This window comes from Pseudoalteromonas luteoviolacea (genome assembly GCF_021654285.1).
In the GTDB taxonomy this organism is placed as follows: domain Bacteria; phylum Pseudomonadota; class Gammaproteobacteria; order Enterobacterales; family Alteromonadaceae; genus Pseudoalteromonas; species Pseudoalteromonas luteoviolacea_J.
Window position 1 is genome coordinate 101,954 of sequence record NZ_JAKFZS010000001.1, and the last position, 20,127, is coordinate 122,080.

Annotated in this window: 3 protein-coding genes (1 of these 3 running past the window's edge); all 3 read right to left on the reverse strand. The window is 43.8% G+C overall.

Annotated elements, in window-relative coordinates:
- Tightly spaced (at most 51 nt apart), the 3 genes in view from L1077_RS00365 to L1077_RS00375 form a layout consistent with a single transcriptional unit that may run on beyond the window.
- On the reverse strand, nt 1-4,575 hold the beginning of the coding sequence (locus tag L1077_RS00365; protein WP_237135109.1) for a non-ribosomal peptide synthetase/type I polyketide synthase. 6,303 nt of this gene lie to the left of the window's left edge; 4,575 of the gene's 10,878 nt are visible here — the first part of the coding sequence; it begins with the start codon at nt 4,573-4,575; the stop codon falls past the left edge of the window.
- The gene (locus L1077_RS00370) at nt 4,576-15,642 is read right to left on the reverse strand and encodes a non-ribosomal peptide synthetase (RefSeq protein WP_237135110.1); all 11,067 of its coding nucleotides are present in this window, start codon (nt 15,640-15,642) and stop codon (nt 4,576-4,578) included.
- 51 nt (nt 15,643-15,693) lie between these two features.
- Nucleotides 15,694-20,121: a MupA/Atu3671 family FMN-dependent luciferase-like monooxygenase gene (locus tag L1077_RS00375; RefSeq protein ID WP_237135111.1), complete on the reverse strand. Its 4,428-nt coding sequence runs from the start codon at nt 20,119-20,121 to the stop codon at nt 15,694-15,696.
- Nucleotides 20,122-20,127 lie beyond the last annotated feature (6 nt).

Genomic DNA, 20,127 nt, shown 5'->3' on the forward strand with positions numbered 1-20,127 from the left:
AGCATCTAACATAGGTGTTTGCCAATCTTGGAGTATTTGCTTTGCTTCTCTGTCAGCAATAAAAGAAGTATTTGCCAGTGGCGACTCAGTATCCTCGATTACATTGTCTATCAGGGCTAATAGAGATGAGTGCGCTTGCTTAATAAAGTCATTATGAAGCGGTAAAAAGCTGACATTGAGATAAAAACAAAGTTGCTTCGTTTTAGGCTGACGAGAAAAAGTTAAGCTAACTTGATAGTTAGTTCGCTCAAAACCTGATTCACTTTCAATATCAGGGTTAATTTCGTCATAAACATGAAAATCAACATAGTTGAAAATAGAGGCTGAATAATCACTCCCTGTTAAACGCTGAATTTCACTAAGTGGATAATATCGATGCGATGATAAGGTCACCAACGCGTCATCTACCCGTTTGATGATAGAACCCCAACTTTCTCCTAATTTATCCACTCTCAATGGCTGAGAGTTCAGGAAAAGCCCTAGGGTTTGCTCACTGCCTTCGGCTTCAGGTCGACCATTGGACACCACTGAGGTTACCACGTCATTCTGGCCACTCAGCAAACCTAATAGCACGATGTGCATACTAAGTAACACACTCTTCTCTTGAACGCCTAATTGCTTGGCAACGCGAGCTAAGCCAGCTGTTTGCGACGCACTGAGCGTTGCGCCGACTTGCTCAGTATCCCGACGTGGCTGAGATAGCCACCAAGGCTGAGGGGCATCTTGAAGCTGTGAAAGCCAATAATCTTTCGCCGTGGATGACGTCAACGCCGCTTGCTCCAAAGCAATAAACTGCTCATAACCCAAAGGCGCTGGCAACTTCGGCAAAGCTTCTGATGCCAAAGCGTGTCGGTAAAGCTTAAACAATTCCGTATTTAACGTCGCCACACTCCATCCATCCCATAGCGCATGATGGAAGCTTAAATGAAAATAAAACTGCTCATCTGTCAGGCGTTGAATGTGGATCAACCACGCTGGCTCTGTAAGATCAAACGCCCGCTCTCGCTCTGTTTCTTCCCACTCTGTGACTCTCGCTGTACGCGCTGCTTCATCTTGTGCGCGTAAATCTTCCACACTCAGCGGTAAACTCGATAGCTGCGCAAACTCCAGTTGTAATGGGCGCGCACCCTCCATTTGCAAAATGCTCCGCATTGTTCCATGACGCGCAACCAAGGCTTCAAGCGCTTCGCTAAATGCGTCCTCATCCCAAGGCATCGCCAATTGAAAGCTAAATACATCGTGATAAGTCCCCGCTTGCTCTTCCAACATATTATGGAACAGCATACCTTGTTGTAGATGTGACTGTGGGTATGCATTCACCAGCCCTGGCATGTCTGCCAAAGCTGCCCGTTCAGATGTCGTCAACAGTGAAAATGGCGCCACCTCTGTAATATCTTGGCTGCTCGTCTGCTGCTGCGAAATCGCATTGGCCAATGCACTTATACGCTGATATTGGAATAAGTCTTTGACACTATACTCTGCCCCTTTTGCACGACTGCGAGATACCGCTGTTATCGCCTTCATTGAATCGCCACCTAGGTTGAAGAAATTATCTTCACGCCCTACACGCTCAATGTCTAACACCGATGACCATACCTCAGCCAGTAACGACTCAAGTTCTGTTTGTGGTGCAACATAACGCGCTTGGTGCGCTGTCATGTCTACCTCTGGTAACGCTTTGCGATCAACCTTACCATGAGCCGTCAAAGGCAACGCCGCCAGCAATACAAATGCCGACGGGATCATGTGCTCCGGCAATAAATCACGTAATGCCCCTTGCAGCACCCCAATATCCGTATTATCCGACTCGGGCACCACATAAGCTACAAGGGATTTAGGCTCCCCTAGCGCCTGTACAAACGCCTGTTTTACACCCGCCACTTGTAAAAGCGCCGCACTCACTTCGCCCGGCTCAATACGGAAACCCCGTATCTTCACCTGCTCATCACAGCGACCTAAATATTCCAACTCACCCGACCCCAGATAACGTGCCACATCACCCGTACGATATAAACGCTCTCCAGCGACCAAAGGATTGTCAATAAATCGAGTTGCTGTCAGCTCTGGCTTGTTCAAATAGCCCTTCGCCAGACCTTCTCCCCCAATATACAACTCGCCTGCAACCCCTATCGGTGCTAAGCGTTGTGATGGGGTCAATACATACGCGGTCAAATCCGACAGTGGACGACCAATCAAACTTTGCTGGCCTGATTGTGCAATGTCTGATTGCAAAATACGTCGGTGTGTGACATGCACGGTCGTTTCAGTGATACCATACATATTCACTAATTCAGGGCTGCTGTCACCACGTCGAGCAACCCAAGGTGCCAACGCCGCTAAGTTCAGCGCCTCACCACCGAAGACCACATAACGTAAAGCCAATGCGCTTTGTTCGCGGCTGTCGACCTCCATCAAGCGATAAAATGCTCCAGGGGTTTGAGACAATACTGTGACCTGATGCTGTTGCAACAACTGGTAGAAATCTTCCGGTGAGCGCGCTACCCAAGATGGCACCACTACCGCACTGCCACCATGCAGTAAAGCACCCCATAGCTCCCACACCGAGAAGTCAAAAGAAAATGAATGGAACAAGGTCCATACATCACGGCTTGTAATATCAAATTCTGTTGCCGCAGAGAATAAACGGCACACATTATGATGGCTTATCTCTACCCCTTTAGGCTGTCCTGTTGATCCTGATGTATAAATCACATAAGCCAGCGCCTCTGAGCTTAATTCCACCTCAGGATCTGTCGTAGGGAAGTGTGCCAAGGCATCAAAACATAGTGGTATATTGGGTACTGATACCGCCTCAAGTGATGCTTTACCTTCCTCTGAGTATACTAAGCCATCCAGCTGCGCGTCCGTTAAAATATAGTTTAAACGAGATGCAGGATAATCTGGGTCAAGTGGCACATATGCCGCTCCGCTTTTTAAGATACCCAATAAGCCGATGACTTGCTCAACACCTCGTCCACAGCTCAAACCAACACGCATGCCTTGTGAAATACCTTGCGATAAGAGCCCGTGAGCAACTTGGTTCGCTTTTTCGTTTAATGCCGTATAACTCCATGCTTGCTCATCATATATCGCAATAGCATCTGGCGCCTTGTGGACATGCTGCTCAAAACGATGATGTAAAGGAGCCGTCTCACTTTTCTTACGTTGCTTTTTATTCCAGACTTTGGTCAGAAGCGCTTCATCTTTTTTACTCACTGAAGAAATATCAGCCAAGGTTTTTGCTGTGAGCAAACTCTTAATAATTGTGTTTAAAGAAGCTGATAACCTTTCAATATCTTCATGGGCGTACTGGTTCGCATTATAATTAATTTCAAACTCTAATGATTCACCAGTAACGACCACTAGAGCCAGACCAAAGTGAGTCGCTTCGTCTGTTTCAATATTGCTAATGGTCAAATCCGAAATGCGTTCAGCACTTTTTTGCACTTCAGACATGGGGTAATTTTCAAACACCAATAGGTGATCAAACAACGGAGTGTTAACCGGTAAACGACTTTTAGATTTGATACTTGATAGAGGAACATGCCCAAATTCTTGCCTATCAAAGCTATCTAAATGCAACTCTTTCAACCAATCCTTTACCAACTTGTCAGGTTGGATGCTCAATACCACAGGTAGGCTGTTAATAAACAGCCCAATGATTTCATCTGCTTGTGGCATCGATTCTGGTCGACCAGAAATAGTTTCCCCAAAAACAATGTCATCGCTTCCACTGTAGGCACTCAGTAAAAGTGCCCAACCAGCCTGAACCAGTGTATTTAAAGTGACTAAGTTTGCTTTTGCAAATGAGCGAAGCTTCGAGCTTTGTACAGGTGGCAAAGTAAAGCTAACTGATTGCTCTTTACGCTGTATTAGCCCTGGCTTTGCACCTGTCAGCTGCAGTGTCGTACTTTGCTCTAAGTCTTTAACCTTGTCGTGCCAAAAATCATCCGCTACCTGTTGATCTTGTGCTTGTAACCATGACATGTAGCTATCAAAGTCTGGCCCTGATTGCGCAGCGGGCTCTCGTCCACTTAAAAAGTCTTGGTAAGCTTGCACAACTTGCTTAATAACCAGTTGTGTTGACCATCCATCTATAATTGCGTGATGGATAGTCCACAGTAAACTAAAGCGAGTCTCACTCAGCTTAATCACTGTCAATCGCATCAAGGACGTTTCTTCAATATTTATAGTTTGTTCTTTATCCTGAGCAACTAATTGTTTAAGCGCGTCTTCGGGAGCTTTTACATTTACTAAATCTACCTCAACCCAATTGACTCTGGCTTCACGATTAACCACTTGAACTAAGTCTTCGCCAATAAATGACGTTCTTAAAATACAGTTACAGTCAATCACATGCTGCCAAGCCGATTTAAAGTGAGTTAAATCCAACTCACCCTCTAAGTCGATCCGCAGCTGAGTTAAGTAGGCTGATTCTTCTAACTGATTGTGAAAAATCAACCCTTTTTGCATTGCTGACGAAGGGTAAATACCAACTATATTATCCGAGCGACTATTAACCATTGCCTGATCTTCAGCGGAGAAGTTAAAAGTACCTAAAATATCTAACGACATTTAAAAATCCTGTTTGATTACACAGTTAAGGATCGATTCCAAAGAATCATGTGTCCTTTTTACTAATTCAGTTATCGCCAACGGTTGAATTACATCCGGGTTAAAGTCGAGCTGTATACGTAAACACCCATCCACGACACTGCCAACAAAACCCAGCGCATATTCTCGTTGCCTTTGCAGTGATACATCACTCCCAGTATCGATAGCAAGAGGCTCAAACTGACTAATTTGATTTGTAGTTTGATCAAACTGGCCAAGGTAATTGAACAATACTGACTGCTTTTGTAACTCATCAGCATGTTTAAAATCAGCTGTTTCACTGAGATGCTGCAAGACACCAAAACCTATTCCATTTTGTGGAACCCGCTGTAATTGAGACTGAATGTGTGACAGCACATTTTGGTAGTCTTTAGACATACCCGCTGATAAGTCAACTGGATAAAGTGACGTAAACCAACCGACTGTTTCGCTGAAATCATAACCATCAACGAGCGGTTCTCGCCCATGCCCTTCCAGGAAAACTCTCACACTCTTTTTATCTGCCCATTCACTCAACGCGAACACAATTGCGCCTAATAAGAGCTCATTAATTTGCACACCGTAATATTGTAAGCACTCTTGCAGTAGTACCTTTGTTTGTTCTTTTGTTAGTACTACTTCATCCAGTGCAGTATTGCCCTGTGTATTATTAATCTCGTCAGGAATACTTTCTATAATACTCGACGCGTTGTCATTGAGTTGTGTTAACCAATAACTCTTTTGACTCAATACCTCTTCTTGTTTAGACCAATCATGTAAGAACCTACCCCAAGCTTGGTAACTTGTGGTTTCAGGAATAGCTTCGATCGTATCGCTCACATCAAGTTGACTAAGCCAATCTGACATATCTTTAAGGATAACCCGCCAAGATACGCCATCAACTATCATATGATGCGCAAGTAGCAATACAACTTGGCCATATTTCTCGTGTCGAAATAAAACAACTTTAAATAAGCCATCGTCTTCGAGACGATAAGCAGATTTTACCTTAGCACTGGCTTGCTTTATGTCACAATACCATGCTTCTTTTGAGTTTGCATCACTTTGTAAAAATTCGAGTTTATCATACGCATTGACTTTATCAACTGGAAGGTAACTGCTTTCCCACACTCCAGAAGCTAAACGTGTAAATGATAATCTAAGTGCACTGTGTCGTTCATACAGTGCTCCAATGAGTTGTACGATACCATCTTTAGTCAATTCACTGGTCACGGTAAAGCATAAAGATTGTAAGAAATGGTCTTTATGATCGCTGTTTAAAAGCCCTTGTTGGATAGGCAGTAAGTGATGTGACCCACTGACCTCCAGCTTGCCACCCTTTGCAATACGTTCAACTTTTGGCGTTAAAGAGGCGATAGTAGGATTTGCTATCATCGTTTTAATTGCAATACTTAGCCCTTCCTTCCGTGCTGCCGACATTACCTGAAGCATCAGTATCGAATCACCACCTAAAGCAAAAAAGTTATCGTGGATCCCAACCTTTTCGATTCTCAGCAGTTTTTGCCAAATACTGCACAACGTCTTTTGCACTGCCGTCTCAGGTCCCTGATAAGAAACCTCTGACTGAGTAGATAGTGCCTGTGATAATAGCGTTTGTTTATCCAGCTTACCGTTAATAGTCAACGGGATCTCTGTGACTTCAGTGAGACTAGCGGGCATCATATAGTCAGGCAATGTAACCGAGAGCGTTGATTTGATGAGGTCAATTGAGCATTCACCATCCGCAATGATAAAGGCGCGAACTTTTTGGCTTTGAGCATCAAATAACACCTCAGCACGGCTGACATGCTCCATAGCTTCTAACTCAAATTGAATCTCACCTAATTCAATTCGATATCCGTTTAATTTTTGTTGTTCATCCTGTCGACCAATGAAGGTCATTACACCATTTTCTGATAGTTGAACCAGATCGCCCGTTTCATACATGCGGCTATCTGGGCTGTCTGAAAACGGGTTAGCTATAAATTTGGTTGCTGTAAGTTCCGTGTTATTTAGATAACCGCTCGCCAAACCGTGCCCCGAGATATACAACTGCCCCACCGCACCTTTAGGTGAAAGACGCAGTTGTGAGTCCAGCACATAAAGTTGTGTGCCTAGAATTGGTTTTCCGATAGGTAGTGCTTCTCCCAGCATAGATAAATCTGATGCTCGGTCAAATACAGCGGTAGTACAACCAACCGTTGCCTCTGTAGGACCGTATTCATTGATATAAATGCCGTTAGGTAAAACCTGCTCAAGACACTGCTTTAAAAGTGCCACTTCAAACTGCTCACCGCCAACGACAATCCGGTGCTGAAGTTCAGATAGAGGCATATCCGCGACTGCAACTAACCCCTTTAAATGCGATGGTGTAACTTTAAAGACTAAGGGCTCATCAGCACTTTGCATCACTAGCTGTAACTGTTCAATCAAATCAGACTCAGTACTTAGTAACTGACAAGGTTTCCCACAATATAACGGTGCTATCAAACTCGTTACCGTTGCATCAAACGCAAATGCCGTGCTTACCACACCCCCTTCGGTATGCTCAAAGTAGTCTGATTGAGCATGATATAGATAGTTATTCAAACTACTATGCGGCACTGCCACACCTTTTGGCTTTCCTGTCGTGCCTGATGTATAAATAACATAAGCATCTGAGAACTCCTCTAGAGGCATATTCAGATTCTCCTCACTGTACTCTGGTAAGCCTGCATCCTCTTCCCAAAGATCATCTGCAAGGAATATATCAATCTGCTCCATAGGTAAAGTATCAAGGCTTTCAGATGTCACAATCACCAATGAAATTTCAGCATCATCAATAAAGTATTGCAGCCTAGCTTCTGGGTGCTTTGGCTCCATAGGTACGTAGGTTGCCCCCACTTTTAGAGCTGCAACCATAGCAACGACTAATGAAGCACAAGGTTCCATGCAGATCCCAACAGCATCACCAATACCCACTTCAGCATCCTGCAAATAACGTGCTAATCGGTTTGCGTTTTCATTTAGTGCAGAAAACGACAGTTCAGCTTCATCGGTGATCACAGCAATGGCATCAGGTGACGTCACAGCCCAATGCTCTACTTGCTTATGTACATGCTGGTATAATTGTGTATCTCCAATTTCATTGTAATCAATTGAAAGTAACTCTCCGACTTCGCTTTGAGAGAGGATATTTTCCACTTTTACCGGTTGGTCATACTCAGCACAAACCAAATCTATGAGCTTTATAAAGTAGCGTTCAATACGCCCAAGAAACTCTGAGCTAATTCCATGACTGCTTGATTTTAATGTAAGTGATAAAAGGCCACTTTGAGGCTCTTTTGCAAAAAAGGTCTCAAATAGATAGTTAATTTTTTCGAATCCAATTCCACCTTCTACATTGGTCTCATCTTTAATTTCGTCATAAACATGAAAATCAACATAGTTAAAAATAGAGGCTGAATAATCGCTCCCTGTTAAGCGTTGGATCTCGTTCAGCGGATAATATCGATGCGATGATAAGGTCACCAACGCGTCATCTACCCGTTTGATGATAGAACCCCAACTTTCTCCTAATTTATCCACTCTCAATGGCTGAGAGTTTAGGAATAGCCCTAGAGTCTGCTCACTGCCTTCGGCCTCAGGTCGACCATTGGACACCACTGAGGTTACCACGTCATCCTGCCCACTGATCAAGCTCAACAGCACGGCATGCATACTAAGTAAAACACTTTTCTCTTGCACGGCAAGGCGTTGTGCAACGGACTGAATACCTGCCGTCTGTGCTTCTGTGAGCGCCGTCACTTTTTTCTCAGTATCCCGACGTGGCTGAGATAGCCACCAAGGCTGAGGGGCATCTTGAAGCTGTGAAAGCCAGTAATCTTTCGCCGTGGATGACGTCAACGCCGCTTGCTCCAAAGCAATAAACTGCTCATAACCCAAAGGCGCTGGCAACTTCGGCAAAGCTTCTGATGCCAAAGCGTGTCGGTAAAGCTTAAACAATTCCGTATTTAACGTCGCCACACTCCATCCATCCCATAGCGCATGATGGAAGCTTAAATGAAAATAAAACTGCTCATCTGTCAGGCGTTGAATGTGGATCAACCACGCTGGCTCTGTAAGATCAAACGCCCGCTCTCGCTCTGTTTCTTCCCACTCTGTGACTCTCGCTGTACGCGCTGCTTCATCTTGTGCGCGTAAATCTTCCACACTCAGCGGTAAACTCGATAGCTGCGCAAACTCCAGTTGTAATGGGCGCGCACCCTCCATTTGCAAAATGCTCCGCATTGTTCCATGACGCGCAACCAAGGCTTCAAGCGCTTCGCTAAATGCGTCCTCATCCCAAGGCATCGCCAATTGAAAGCTAAATACATCGTGATAAGTCCCCGCTTGCTCTTCCAACATATTATGGAACAGCATACCTTGTTGTAGATGTGACTGTGGGTATGCATTCACCAGCCCTGGCATGTCTGCCAAAGCTGCCCGTTCAGATGTCGTCAACAGTGAAAATGGCGCCACCTCTGTAATATCTTGGCTGCTCGTCTGCTGCTGCGAAATCGCATTGGCCAATGCACTTATACGCTGATATTGGAATAAGTCTTTGACACTATACTCTGCCCCTTTTGCACGACTGCGAGATACCGCTGTTATCGCCTTCATTGAATCGCCACCTAGGTTGAAGAAATTATCTTCACGCCCTACACGCTCAATGTCTAACACCGATGACCATACCTCAGCCAGTAACGACTCAAGTTCTGTTTGTGGTGCAACATAACGCGCTTGGTGCGCTGTCATGTCTACCTCTGGTAACGCTTTGCGATCAACCTTACCATGAGCCGTCAAAGGCAACGCCGCCAGCAATACAAATGCCGACGGGATCATGTGCTCCGGCAATAAATCACGTAATGCCCCTTGCAGCACCCCAATATCCGTATTATCCGACTCGGGCACCACATAAGCTACAAGGGATTTAGGCTCCCCTAGCGCCTGTACAAACGCCTGTTTTACACCCGCCACTTGTAAAAGCGCCGCACTCACTTCGCCCGGCTCAATACGGAAACCCCGTATCTTCACCTGCTCATCACAGCGACCTAAATATTCCAACTCACCCGACCCCAGATAACGTGCCACATCACCCGTACGATATAAACGCTCTCCAGCGACCAAAGGATTGTCAATAAATCGAGTTGCTGTCAGCTCTGGCTTGTTCAAATAGCCCTTCGCCAGACCTTCTCCCCCAATATACAACTCGCCTGCAACCCCTATCGGTGCTAAGCGTTGTGATGGGGTCAATACATACGCGGTCAAATCCGACAGTGGACGACCAATCAAACTTTGCTGGCCTGATTGTGCAATGTCTGATTGCAAAATACGTCGGTGTGTGACATGCACGGTCGTTTCAGTGATACCATACATATTCACTAATTCAGGGCTGCTGTCACCACGTCGAGCAACCCAAGGTGCCAACGCCGCTAAGTTCAGCGCCTCACCACCGAAGACCACATAACGTAAAGCCAATGCGCTTTGTTCGCGGCTGTCGACCTCCATCAAGCGATAAAATGCTCCAGGGGTTTGAGACAATACTGTGACCTGATGCTGTTGCAACAACTGGTAGAAATCTTCCGGTGAGCGCGCTACCCAAGATGGCACCACTACCGCACTGCCACCATGCAGTAAAGCACCCCATAGCTCCCACACCGAGAAGTCAAAAGAAAATGAATGGAACAAGGTCCATACATCACGGCTTGTAATATCAAATTCTGTTGCCGCAGAGAATAAACGGCACACATTATGATGGCTTATCTCTACCCCTTTAGGCTGTCCTGTTGATCCTGATGTATAAATCACATAAGCCAGCGCCTCTGAGCTTAATTCCACCTCAGGATCTGTCGTAGGGAAGTGCGCCAAGGCATCAAAACATAGTGGTATATTGGGTACTGATACCGCCTCAAGTGATGCTTTACCTTCCTCTGAGTATACTAAGCCATCCAGCTGCGCGTCCGTTAAAATATAGTTTAAACGAGATGCAGGGTAATCTGGGTCAAGTGGCACATACGCCGCTCCGCTTTTTAAGATACCCAATAAGCCGATGACTTGCTCAACACCTCGTCCACAGCTCAAACCAACACGCATGCCTTGTGAAATACCTTGCGATAAGAGCCCGTGAGCAACTTGGTTCGCTTTTTCGTTTAATGCCGTATAACTCCATGCTTGCTCATCATATATCGCAATGGCATCTGGCGCCTTGTGGACATGCTGCTCAAAACGATGATGTAAAGGAGCCGTCTCACCACAAGATTTAACTTGTCCACGCAGCAACTCTAGCCGCTTCAAGTCAGCACCTGGATCACTAATTTCAACATCGCAAAGCCGCTTTTGCGGGCTATTACTAAATTCATTTAAAATGCATTGCAAGCTATCTGCAAAGCGTTCTATTGTCTCAGGTTTAAATAGCCCTCTATCGTATTCAAAACAAAGGGCTATATGACTATCCATTTCATCAGCTTGCAAGGTCAAATCAAACTTGGTAAATAACTCTTCACTGACCCAAGGCTCAAGAGACAGCTCTGCGATATCACCCTGATTAGCGATTGTCGAATTCAACGATAGAGCAATTTGAAATAATGGTGAAATGGCGGCACTTCGGATCGGGTTTATTACCTCAACCAAGTGTTCAAAAGGAACGGCCTGATTGTCTTGTGCGTCCAAGTTTATTTTTCGAATATACTCAAAAAACTCTAGCACTGTTTGTTCATCGTCCTCAACCGTAGAGCGTAACACTAAGGTATTGGCAAAAAAGCCAACGATTGATTCTGTCTCACGTGTGAGACGATTTGCTACGGGTGTCCCTATTAATACTTCATTGTCTCCGGAATAACGCGCAACTAAGAGGCTTAATGCACCATGAAGCAGCATAAACAAGGTTACGCCTTGATCCACTGATACTCGTTTTAATTGCTGCGTTACTTGCTGTGACAGGTTAAAAGAGTGACGAGCTCCCTCTCGGCGTGGTTCAGCGGGTCTGATATAGTCTAATGGTAGATTATGTAATGAAGGCGCGCCTTGCAAATGATCCGTCCAATAGCTCAATTGTGCTTTTGCATCCTCGCTTTGCATCCACTCTCTTTGCCAATGGATGTAATCAAAGTAATCATGCTCTAAAGCCGGCAATGGCTGCGAAGTAGCGTCGCATAAAGACATATAAATTGAGCAAAAATCACTGATCAGTAATTGCATCGACCAAGCATCAGAAATAATATGATGTAACGTAAACGACAGAACATGCCAATGCTTATCCATCACGATTACATTCGCTCTGAAGAGCCCTCCACGTTCTAAATTAAAGGGCTGTGTTGCCCAACGACCAATCAAAGCATGAGCTTGTTCAAATTTACTTTCTTCTTCTGCAGATGAAAGATCCGTCAGCCCTAATTGAACTGGCTTGGCAGCACCGACTTTTTGCCACGCTACATCAGCCTCTTGCTCAAAGTGCACACGCAATTGAGTATGTCTATTCACCAATTCTGTTAAAGCTTGTTCAGCAAGCTGAGGACTAAACTCGCCTTTTATGCTCACAGCACCTGGAATGTTGTACTGTGCATTTTCACCTACTAATTGCTCTGTGATCCACAGGCGATTTTGAGAGTATGACAGCAAGCTTTTGCTGCGCTCTTCAGCAGCATTTAACATCGCATAACGAGGCGCTTCATTTTTACTTTGCTCAATATGCTTAGCCAAACTCGCTAAACCAGTATGTGTAAAAATGCCTTTTACGCCGACATTGATACCAACAGCATCATAAATTTTACTAGTCATTCTCACAGCTAATAACGAATGACCACCAAGCTCAAAAAAGTTCGACGATTTACCTATGACTGACTCAGGTATATCAAGCAGTTCAGCCCAAATATTGACAAGTAATAATTCAGTGACGGTCTCAGCAATTTCATAAGAGTCAGACTTTTCAATTTCAAAACTATGTTGTAATTGCGCCTTGTCAACTTTACCACTCACCGTTAAAGGAAGCTGATCTACCACCACAAACTGACTGGGAAGCATATACTGTGGCAGTATCTCTTCAAATTCACTTCTTATGAATGTGCCTGTTAAGGTTTCTGCATTAGACACGCCCTCAGCAGGTGTTAAATAAGCCACTAAAATCTGATTTTCGCCGCTTTGCTTTAAAATAACTGCAGCTTGATTGACTGACTCATGCGCACTAAGCTGGTGCTCGATTTCTCCTAGTTCGATACGATGACCGCGTAATTTAATTTGCTCGTCTTTCCTACCTAAACATGCGATATTGCCCTTTTCATCGAGCCTTGCTAAATCTCCTGATAGATAAAGTGTCCCTAGCTGATCAGCCCAACCGCTCCCTTTGATAAACTTTTCTGCCATCAGCTCAGGTCGATTGTGATAACCCAGTGAGACGCCAGCGCCACCAATACACAACTCACCAACAGCCCCCGGCGGCAAGAGCTCTAAATTGGGACCAACAATATAATGTTGATAGCCTCCAAGGCTCTTACCGATTGTATATTGCGATACCTCTTGGGCATCTGCGGATAACTTTTGAACTGCTGACCAAACCGTGGCCTCTGTTGGCCCATAACAGTTATAGACTGACACATTAGGTACCGACGCCAAAGCAATTACTTGATCTGAAATACGTTCACCACCACTACAAATGACCATCTGTCTCGATGGGGTCCATCCTGAATCCAATAATTGTGACCAGCGACTTGGTGTACTTTGCATCAAGTCAATTTCGTGATTATCAATCAAATTCGCCAATGCAAATGCATCATGCTGCACGCTACTTTCAGCAATAATACAACTGCCTCCAGTGGCTAGTGCCCCCATCCATTCGAATAAAGCAATATCAAAGCTAATACTGGTCAATAGCAACCAAGTCTTTGGTTGCTCTTCAATGGCTGCCAACATGGCGTGAATAAAGTGACTTGCATTGCCATGAGACACAACAACGCCTTTAGGCATACCTGTTGAGCCTGATGTATAAATAACATAAGCAGGCCAATGAGGCTCTACTTTTGGCCATTGCACATCGCCGATGTTCATTTCTGTATCAAGCGATATTAAGTTTTTAATATTTAATGCTTTAACTTCTAATTCTTTAACTGGAAACTCTGTTTCTTGTGTCGTTAATACAAGCTTTAACCCGCAATCAGTAACGATATGCTGCAACCTTTTATTTGGTGTACTACGGTCTAGCGGAACGTAAACTAGACCGGCTTTCAAAATTGCTAACAACGAAATGACTAATTGGCAAGAAGGTTCGATATACACACCTACCTTTGCCTGAGCACTGAGTTCCATTTCAAGCAGTGACTTAGCGAGACGATTCACAGCACTATCTAGCTGCTGATATGAGTAATGTTCATCACCACAGATTAACGCGTTACCATGTGCATTTTGGGCTGCAACTTTTCCAACAAGCTCATGAATTATATCACTATTATACACTTCATCCTTAGCAGGGTTTGGCGCTTCGACAAGCCAAGTTGACTCTGCCTCAGAAAGCATGTTTAAGCGGCTTATGCTGATATTCGGTTGCTTACTGCACAGCTCAACGAGTCGATTAAAATGCGAAGACATTTGCTTAATTTGCGCTTCACTAAATAGCTCGGTCGCATAGATCCACTCAATGAGCAGCATGCCATTATATTCAGTGAAATTAAGCGTTAAGTCATATTGTGCAACCGGTTGAGCAGGCGTACCAGAAGTTAATTTTAAATCTGGGAGCTCAAGTGCAGCGTCTTCATTATTATGCATAACCAGCATAATCTGAAATATAGGGCTGCGGTCAGAGCGCCTTTCAGGCTTGAGCTCTTTTACGATAATTTCAAACGGCACTTGTTGACGTTCATATGCTTCGAGCATGGTGGCCTTGGTATTGATCACAAGCGCCTCAAAGTCTTGCTGAGCATCAAGCTGATTTCTCACCACCATATTGTTGACAAAAAAGCCCAATAAATTAGCTAACTCTGCTTGCTCCCGGTTCGCAACAGGAGTGCCTATAACAGTATCAACTGCGCCTGAATAACGATAATTCCAAGCCGTATAAATGGCATTAAGTAACATAAACAGAGTAGCATCATGTTTAGCTGCAAGCGTGTTAAGGCGATCGACCACTGTAGGTGCGATCTCATCAACATAACTCGCTCCTTCAAAGCTGCGGGTTTGAGGTCGGGTGAAGCTAAGTGGTAAACTATGGCAGGCAGGTAAATCTGATAACTTATTTTTCCAATAATCTAGCTGTGATTGCATAGCATCACTGTTCATCCACTCCCTTTGCCATACCGCATAATCAGCATACTGTATTGGCAATTCAGGTAAGTTTGCTGGCTGTCCAGCTTTTAGTTCATGGTACAAAGCAGATATTTCTTTTACCAGAATACCAAATGACCATCCATCAGAAACTAAATGATGTTGAGCTAGTACCAAAACATGCTCTTTATCAGAAAGTTTGACCAACGTTGATCTCAACATCAAATCAGTTTCAAGGGCAAAAGGTTGATTTGCTTGTTCGGATAAAAGTAATTCTAAGGCGTGTGATTGTTCATGTTTACTTAAGTGCGAAAACTCACGTCGAGATAATGTAAAAGTAATATCTCCGCATACTTTTTGGACGGGTTGCCCCTCTACTAACACCATGTTACTGCGTAATACTTCATGGCGTTCAATAACCCCTTGAATTGCCTGCTCTAAAAACTGTGCGTTCAAAGCTCCCTGCAGATTCAAAGTGTATATGATATTGAAGTTGCCTGTTTCTTGCTCTAATTGCTCTGTCAACCATATTCCCTGTTGGGCGTAGGATAAAGGTAGCTGTTGCTCTCTTGATACCGGTTCTATTTCAACAAGTTGATGCTCTTCTTTGGTTTTTTCAATATCAGACAATAATTGAATAATTTGACTTTTTGATGCTCTGATCTCTGCAAGCAACTCTTTGGTCAGAGATTCTCGCTGTCCCTTTACTTTAAGCTCGCCGTTTTCAAGATATATATGGATGCCAAGTGCATTGGCTTTTTTAATTATATTTATACCCATTTTTTAAATTCCTTAAGGACTTAAGCACTTTCTCCGAAAGTGCTTTTTTACCTATATAGTTTCTACCACCAAGTCTGTATCTTCTGAAAATTCTGCGTCTTTCAGTAAGTAACCATCTATTAACTCTGCTTGTTGGCGAATTGTGTTCCGCTCAAAAACAACACGAATAGGCAGTGATAAATCATATTTTTCGTTTAAGCATGTTTGAAGCTTCGCCAGCAATAACGAATGTCCTCCTTGCTCAAAGAAGCTGGTCGTTACACCGACTTGCTCTACTTTCAGTAGCTCACACCATATGGTTGCAATTGCCTGCTCCGTGTCTGACTCAGGAAGTACCAATTGTTGAGTAAAGCTTATTGAAAAGTTTAAAGTCAGTGCTTTGCGATCTTTCTTACCACTGGTCGTCATTGGTATAGCATCTACTCTGACATATGCGGTAGGCAACATATAATCAGGTAGCTTTGATTGTAAACAGCGCTTTATTTCCTCTTCTAGGTCTTGTGATTCAGCTGTCGAGGTATAAAAAGCAACCAGTCTATGTTCATCTGCTTTTTCGCCAACAAGCGCTGTGGCGCACTGTTCAACGTGTCGGACAGACTCAATCTGACTATCTATTTCCGCTAACTCAATACGGAACCCTCGAAGCTTTATTTGATCATCCAAACGACCTAAGAAACAAAGCTCGCCATTTTGATCTAACTTCACCAAATCACCGGTTAAGTATGCTTTGCCAGAGGTGGAATAAGGATCATCAATAAAGCGACTTTGCTGCAGGGCAAGATTACCCTCATACCCATCTGATACACATGGACCAGCAATCATCAACTCCCCTTTTGCTCCCCAAGGGACAAGCTTCCTTTGAGCATCAACAATATAGCTTTTGGCATGCGTAAGCACTTTTCCGATGGTGATATTTGTTTCCTCTTTCACTTCACCATGTGTCACCCATACGGTAGTTTCAGTTGGGCCATACATATTAAACAGCTGAGCATCGCTGAGCGAATGCAATTGCGCAGCCAGCTCTTGAGTAAGTACTTCACCACCGACAAATATTTGCTCCAATGTGCTCAATTTCGATTTGATTTTTGGATCTGCAAGCAACAATGTCGCCATACTTGGTGTGCACTGTACATGCGAAACCTGCCTGTCTTCAAGTAGCTCAGCCAAAGAGCTCTCAGCTTGCTGTTCAAATTTCGCCTTGAGTTTCGTCAGCTGCTTTAACCCTTCAAGGGCGTCAGGTGTCTCAACACCAAAATCAATTAAGCAGCCGAATTCATCCACACCAGCCTGAATAAGCTTTTGCACCATTGGCGCACAACTTTCTACGGTACCAAACAAGGCGGCTGTGCTCGCATAACGTTCAAACGCCATGTCTAACAATGCATCATCATCAATATCCTCTACAGCCTGAGCCTCAAACACTTCATTTTTTACCTGTTCGATCAGTGCCAAAGAACTGGATAAATAAGCTTTAAATGGTTCTTTCACCGTCTGCATGACCCGCTCATACTCTTGACCAATAAAAGTGTGTACCATGACTGTGACTTTACCTTTACCCGCATGACCAGCCTGCTGCCAAGCCTGATGGTAAATCGCAATTTTCTCTTCAAGTTCACTGATTGTTTGTCCAAGCAGGTGAGTAAGTACATTCGTACCCAAGCGGCCTGCATCTTCGAATGTCTTTGGACTGCCAGCTGCTGTTAACCATATTGGTAATTGCTTTTGGACAGGCTTAGGATACACCTGCACATCGATCATAGTGCCAGCAGGATCTCGTCTTTGTATGCTTTGACCTTGCCAGAGCTGCTTGAATGTATCAATTGATTCATACATGACTTGGTGTCGGTTTTCAAAATGAGTTGGATTTAAAACAAAATCAGCAGGGTGCCAACCAGATGCGAATGAAACACCAGCTCGTCCATTAGATAGATTATCTATAACAGCCCAATCTTCTGCTATTCTCAATGTATCATTGAGCGGTAAAACACAGCTGCCAGCTCTCACTTCAATGTGCTTGGTTCTTGCAGCAATAGCTGCACAAGTTACTGAAGGGTTAGGGAATAACCCACCAAACTCTCCAAAGTGTCTTTCTGGTGTCCAAATCGCTTTATAGCCATTTTTATCTGCGTAATCTGCAGAAGATAACATCAAGTCATAGATATTTTCTTGACGTTGCTGTGCAGCGCAGCCAAAGAAAAATAAACTAAACTCAGCTGTTTCAGTATAACTTTCCTCACTTAACCTTTGATCTGGAGCAATCATCAATGGGATCCCAAATGATAAAGCCCCAAACATTTCTAACACAGAGATATCAAAAGCTAAAGGCGTTGTAGATAGCCACAGTCCATCATGCGTTACTGATTTAGATATCACAGGTTCCATTGCCTGTAAGAAACTACACACATTCTTATGTGTGACACGCGTTCCTTTTGGTTTCCCAGTTGTACCGGAAGTATAAATGATATAGGCCAAGTCCTGAGCATTAACTTGCGGCCAACTGATATCATTAAGGTCAATCTCAGTTATTGCAGGACCCACCGTTAATTTAGTTGCTCCTTCAATATCATCAAATGAACCATCTTCTAAAATAAAGTCGACCTTTGCATCTTCAATGATGTAACTAATACGCTCAACGGGCATACTTTTATCAAGAGGCACATAGCACCCTCCGACTTTTAAAACCGCTATCACCCAACACAGCATATCAGTGGAACGCTCCAGCGCAATAGCGACTCGACTCCCTGCAGATACCCCGTGCTCGGCCAAATAATATGCATTTTGCTCGACTTTGTGGATCAACTGCTGGGCGCTTAACGTAGAGTGCGCCCCAATTAAGACCGGCTTTTCAGGATGAGATCTTAGTGCACTGAACAACAACTCGGGTACCGTCACATTATCTGACTCTTGCACATCATGAACGCCAGAGCAAGATGTTAGAAATGCTAACTCTTGTTCACTCATAACTGAATGCTGTGCGATGGGGGCCGTCGGTGCACAAAGCGCTTGGCGTAAAAACTCAACGTAATTATTTGCAAAACGTTCGATCGTTGTACTAGCAAATAAATCTTTGCTGAATTCAAAGTTTAAAGTGATACCGGAAGCTGACTCTGTAGCTGCTAACGTCAAATCGTATCGTATAGGCTTATCCTGAATGTCTACAGGCTTAAAGCTTAACCCCTCAATACCAGCATCGATCTCTTCTACCGTATTCATTGTGAAGAAAATTTGAAACAGCGGGCTAAATGCGGTACTGCGCTGTGGATTGAGGTTTTCAACCAATATTTCAAATGGCACATCGCTATGCTCCTCAGCATCAACCACCATTTTCTTTACTTCTTCAAGTAAATTAACGAGTGATTGCTCAGGCTGTAGATTGCATCGCAAAACCATATTATTAACAAAAAGCCCAATCAGAGGCTCTAATTCTGGCCGGATCCGATTGGCAAAAGGTGTCCCTATCACCACGTCGGTTTGATTGGCATATTTCCCTTGTAACACGGCATATGCTGAAAACAAAACCATGAACGTACTGAGTTTATACTCTCTACATATGCGTTGTATTTGAGTAACAGTTTCTTTCGGCAGCTCAATATTGACTACCCCGCCTTCAAAGCTTGGGCGAGGAGGTCTTTCGAAATCAGTGGGTATACTATGAATAACAGGCAAATTATCTAGGGTTTGTTCCCAATATGCCATTTGTTGTCCAAATAGCCCGCTCTCGAACCCTTCTCTTTGCCAGATAGCATAATCAGCATACTGTACAACTGGCAAATCAGCTATTTGCTCTTTGTTATCGACACTGTTGCGATATTGTTCTACAAACTCACTTAATAAAATATTTAAAGAGATCCCATCCGCTGCGATGTGGTGCACCACAAACATTAGTAGACCTGATTGTGGCCCTGTTTTGATAATTCGGGTACGTAAAGGGTGTGACAAAGAAATATCTGTTTCTTCGTAGATAAACTGATTAATGCTTTTGGCAATATCAGCGCTTTCTTTGACTTCTTCAATTTCCAAAGTTACATCAACTTCCGCCATGATATGCTGAACAGGCTCACCAAACGCGTCTTTTTTATATATTGTTCTAAGTATTTCATGACGCTGTGTGATTGCTTGTAAGGTTAGCTTAACCAGTTTTTCATCGATCTCACCTTCAAACTCAAAAATAGCTGGCATAGCAAATTGCGCACTCTTTTGTTCAAGCTCTTCAACAAACCAAATCCTTCTTTGTGAAAATGAAAGCGGATGTGAATCTGTACTTTCGGAGCGAGGAACAACTGGCATCATTTTCATGCTCTGCTGTAACCGAGACTGTTTTTGCGTTAAGAATTCAATGAGTGCAGGCTTATTATCTCTTATCAGTTGAACCAACTCATCTGAAGGATACTCATCAAAAAAAAGCTCCAATTCACCGTCATTTACTTCAAGCGCAATTTCCTGATGTGCGCACATCGTCAAAATATTGTTTAAATCCATGGCGTG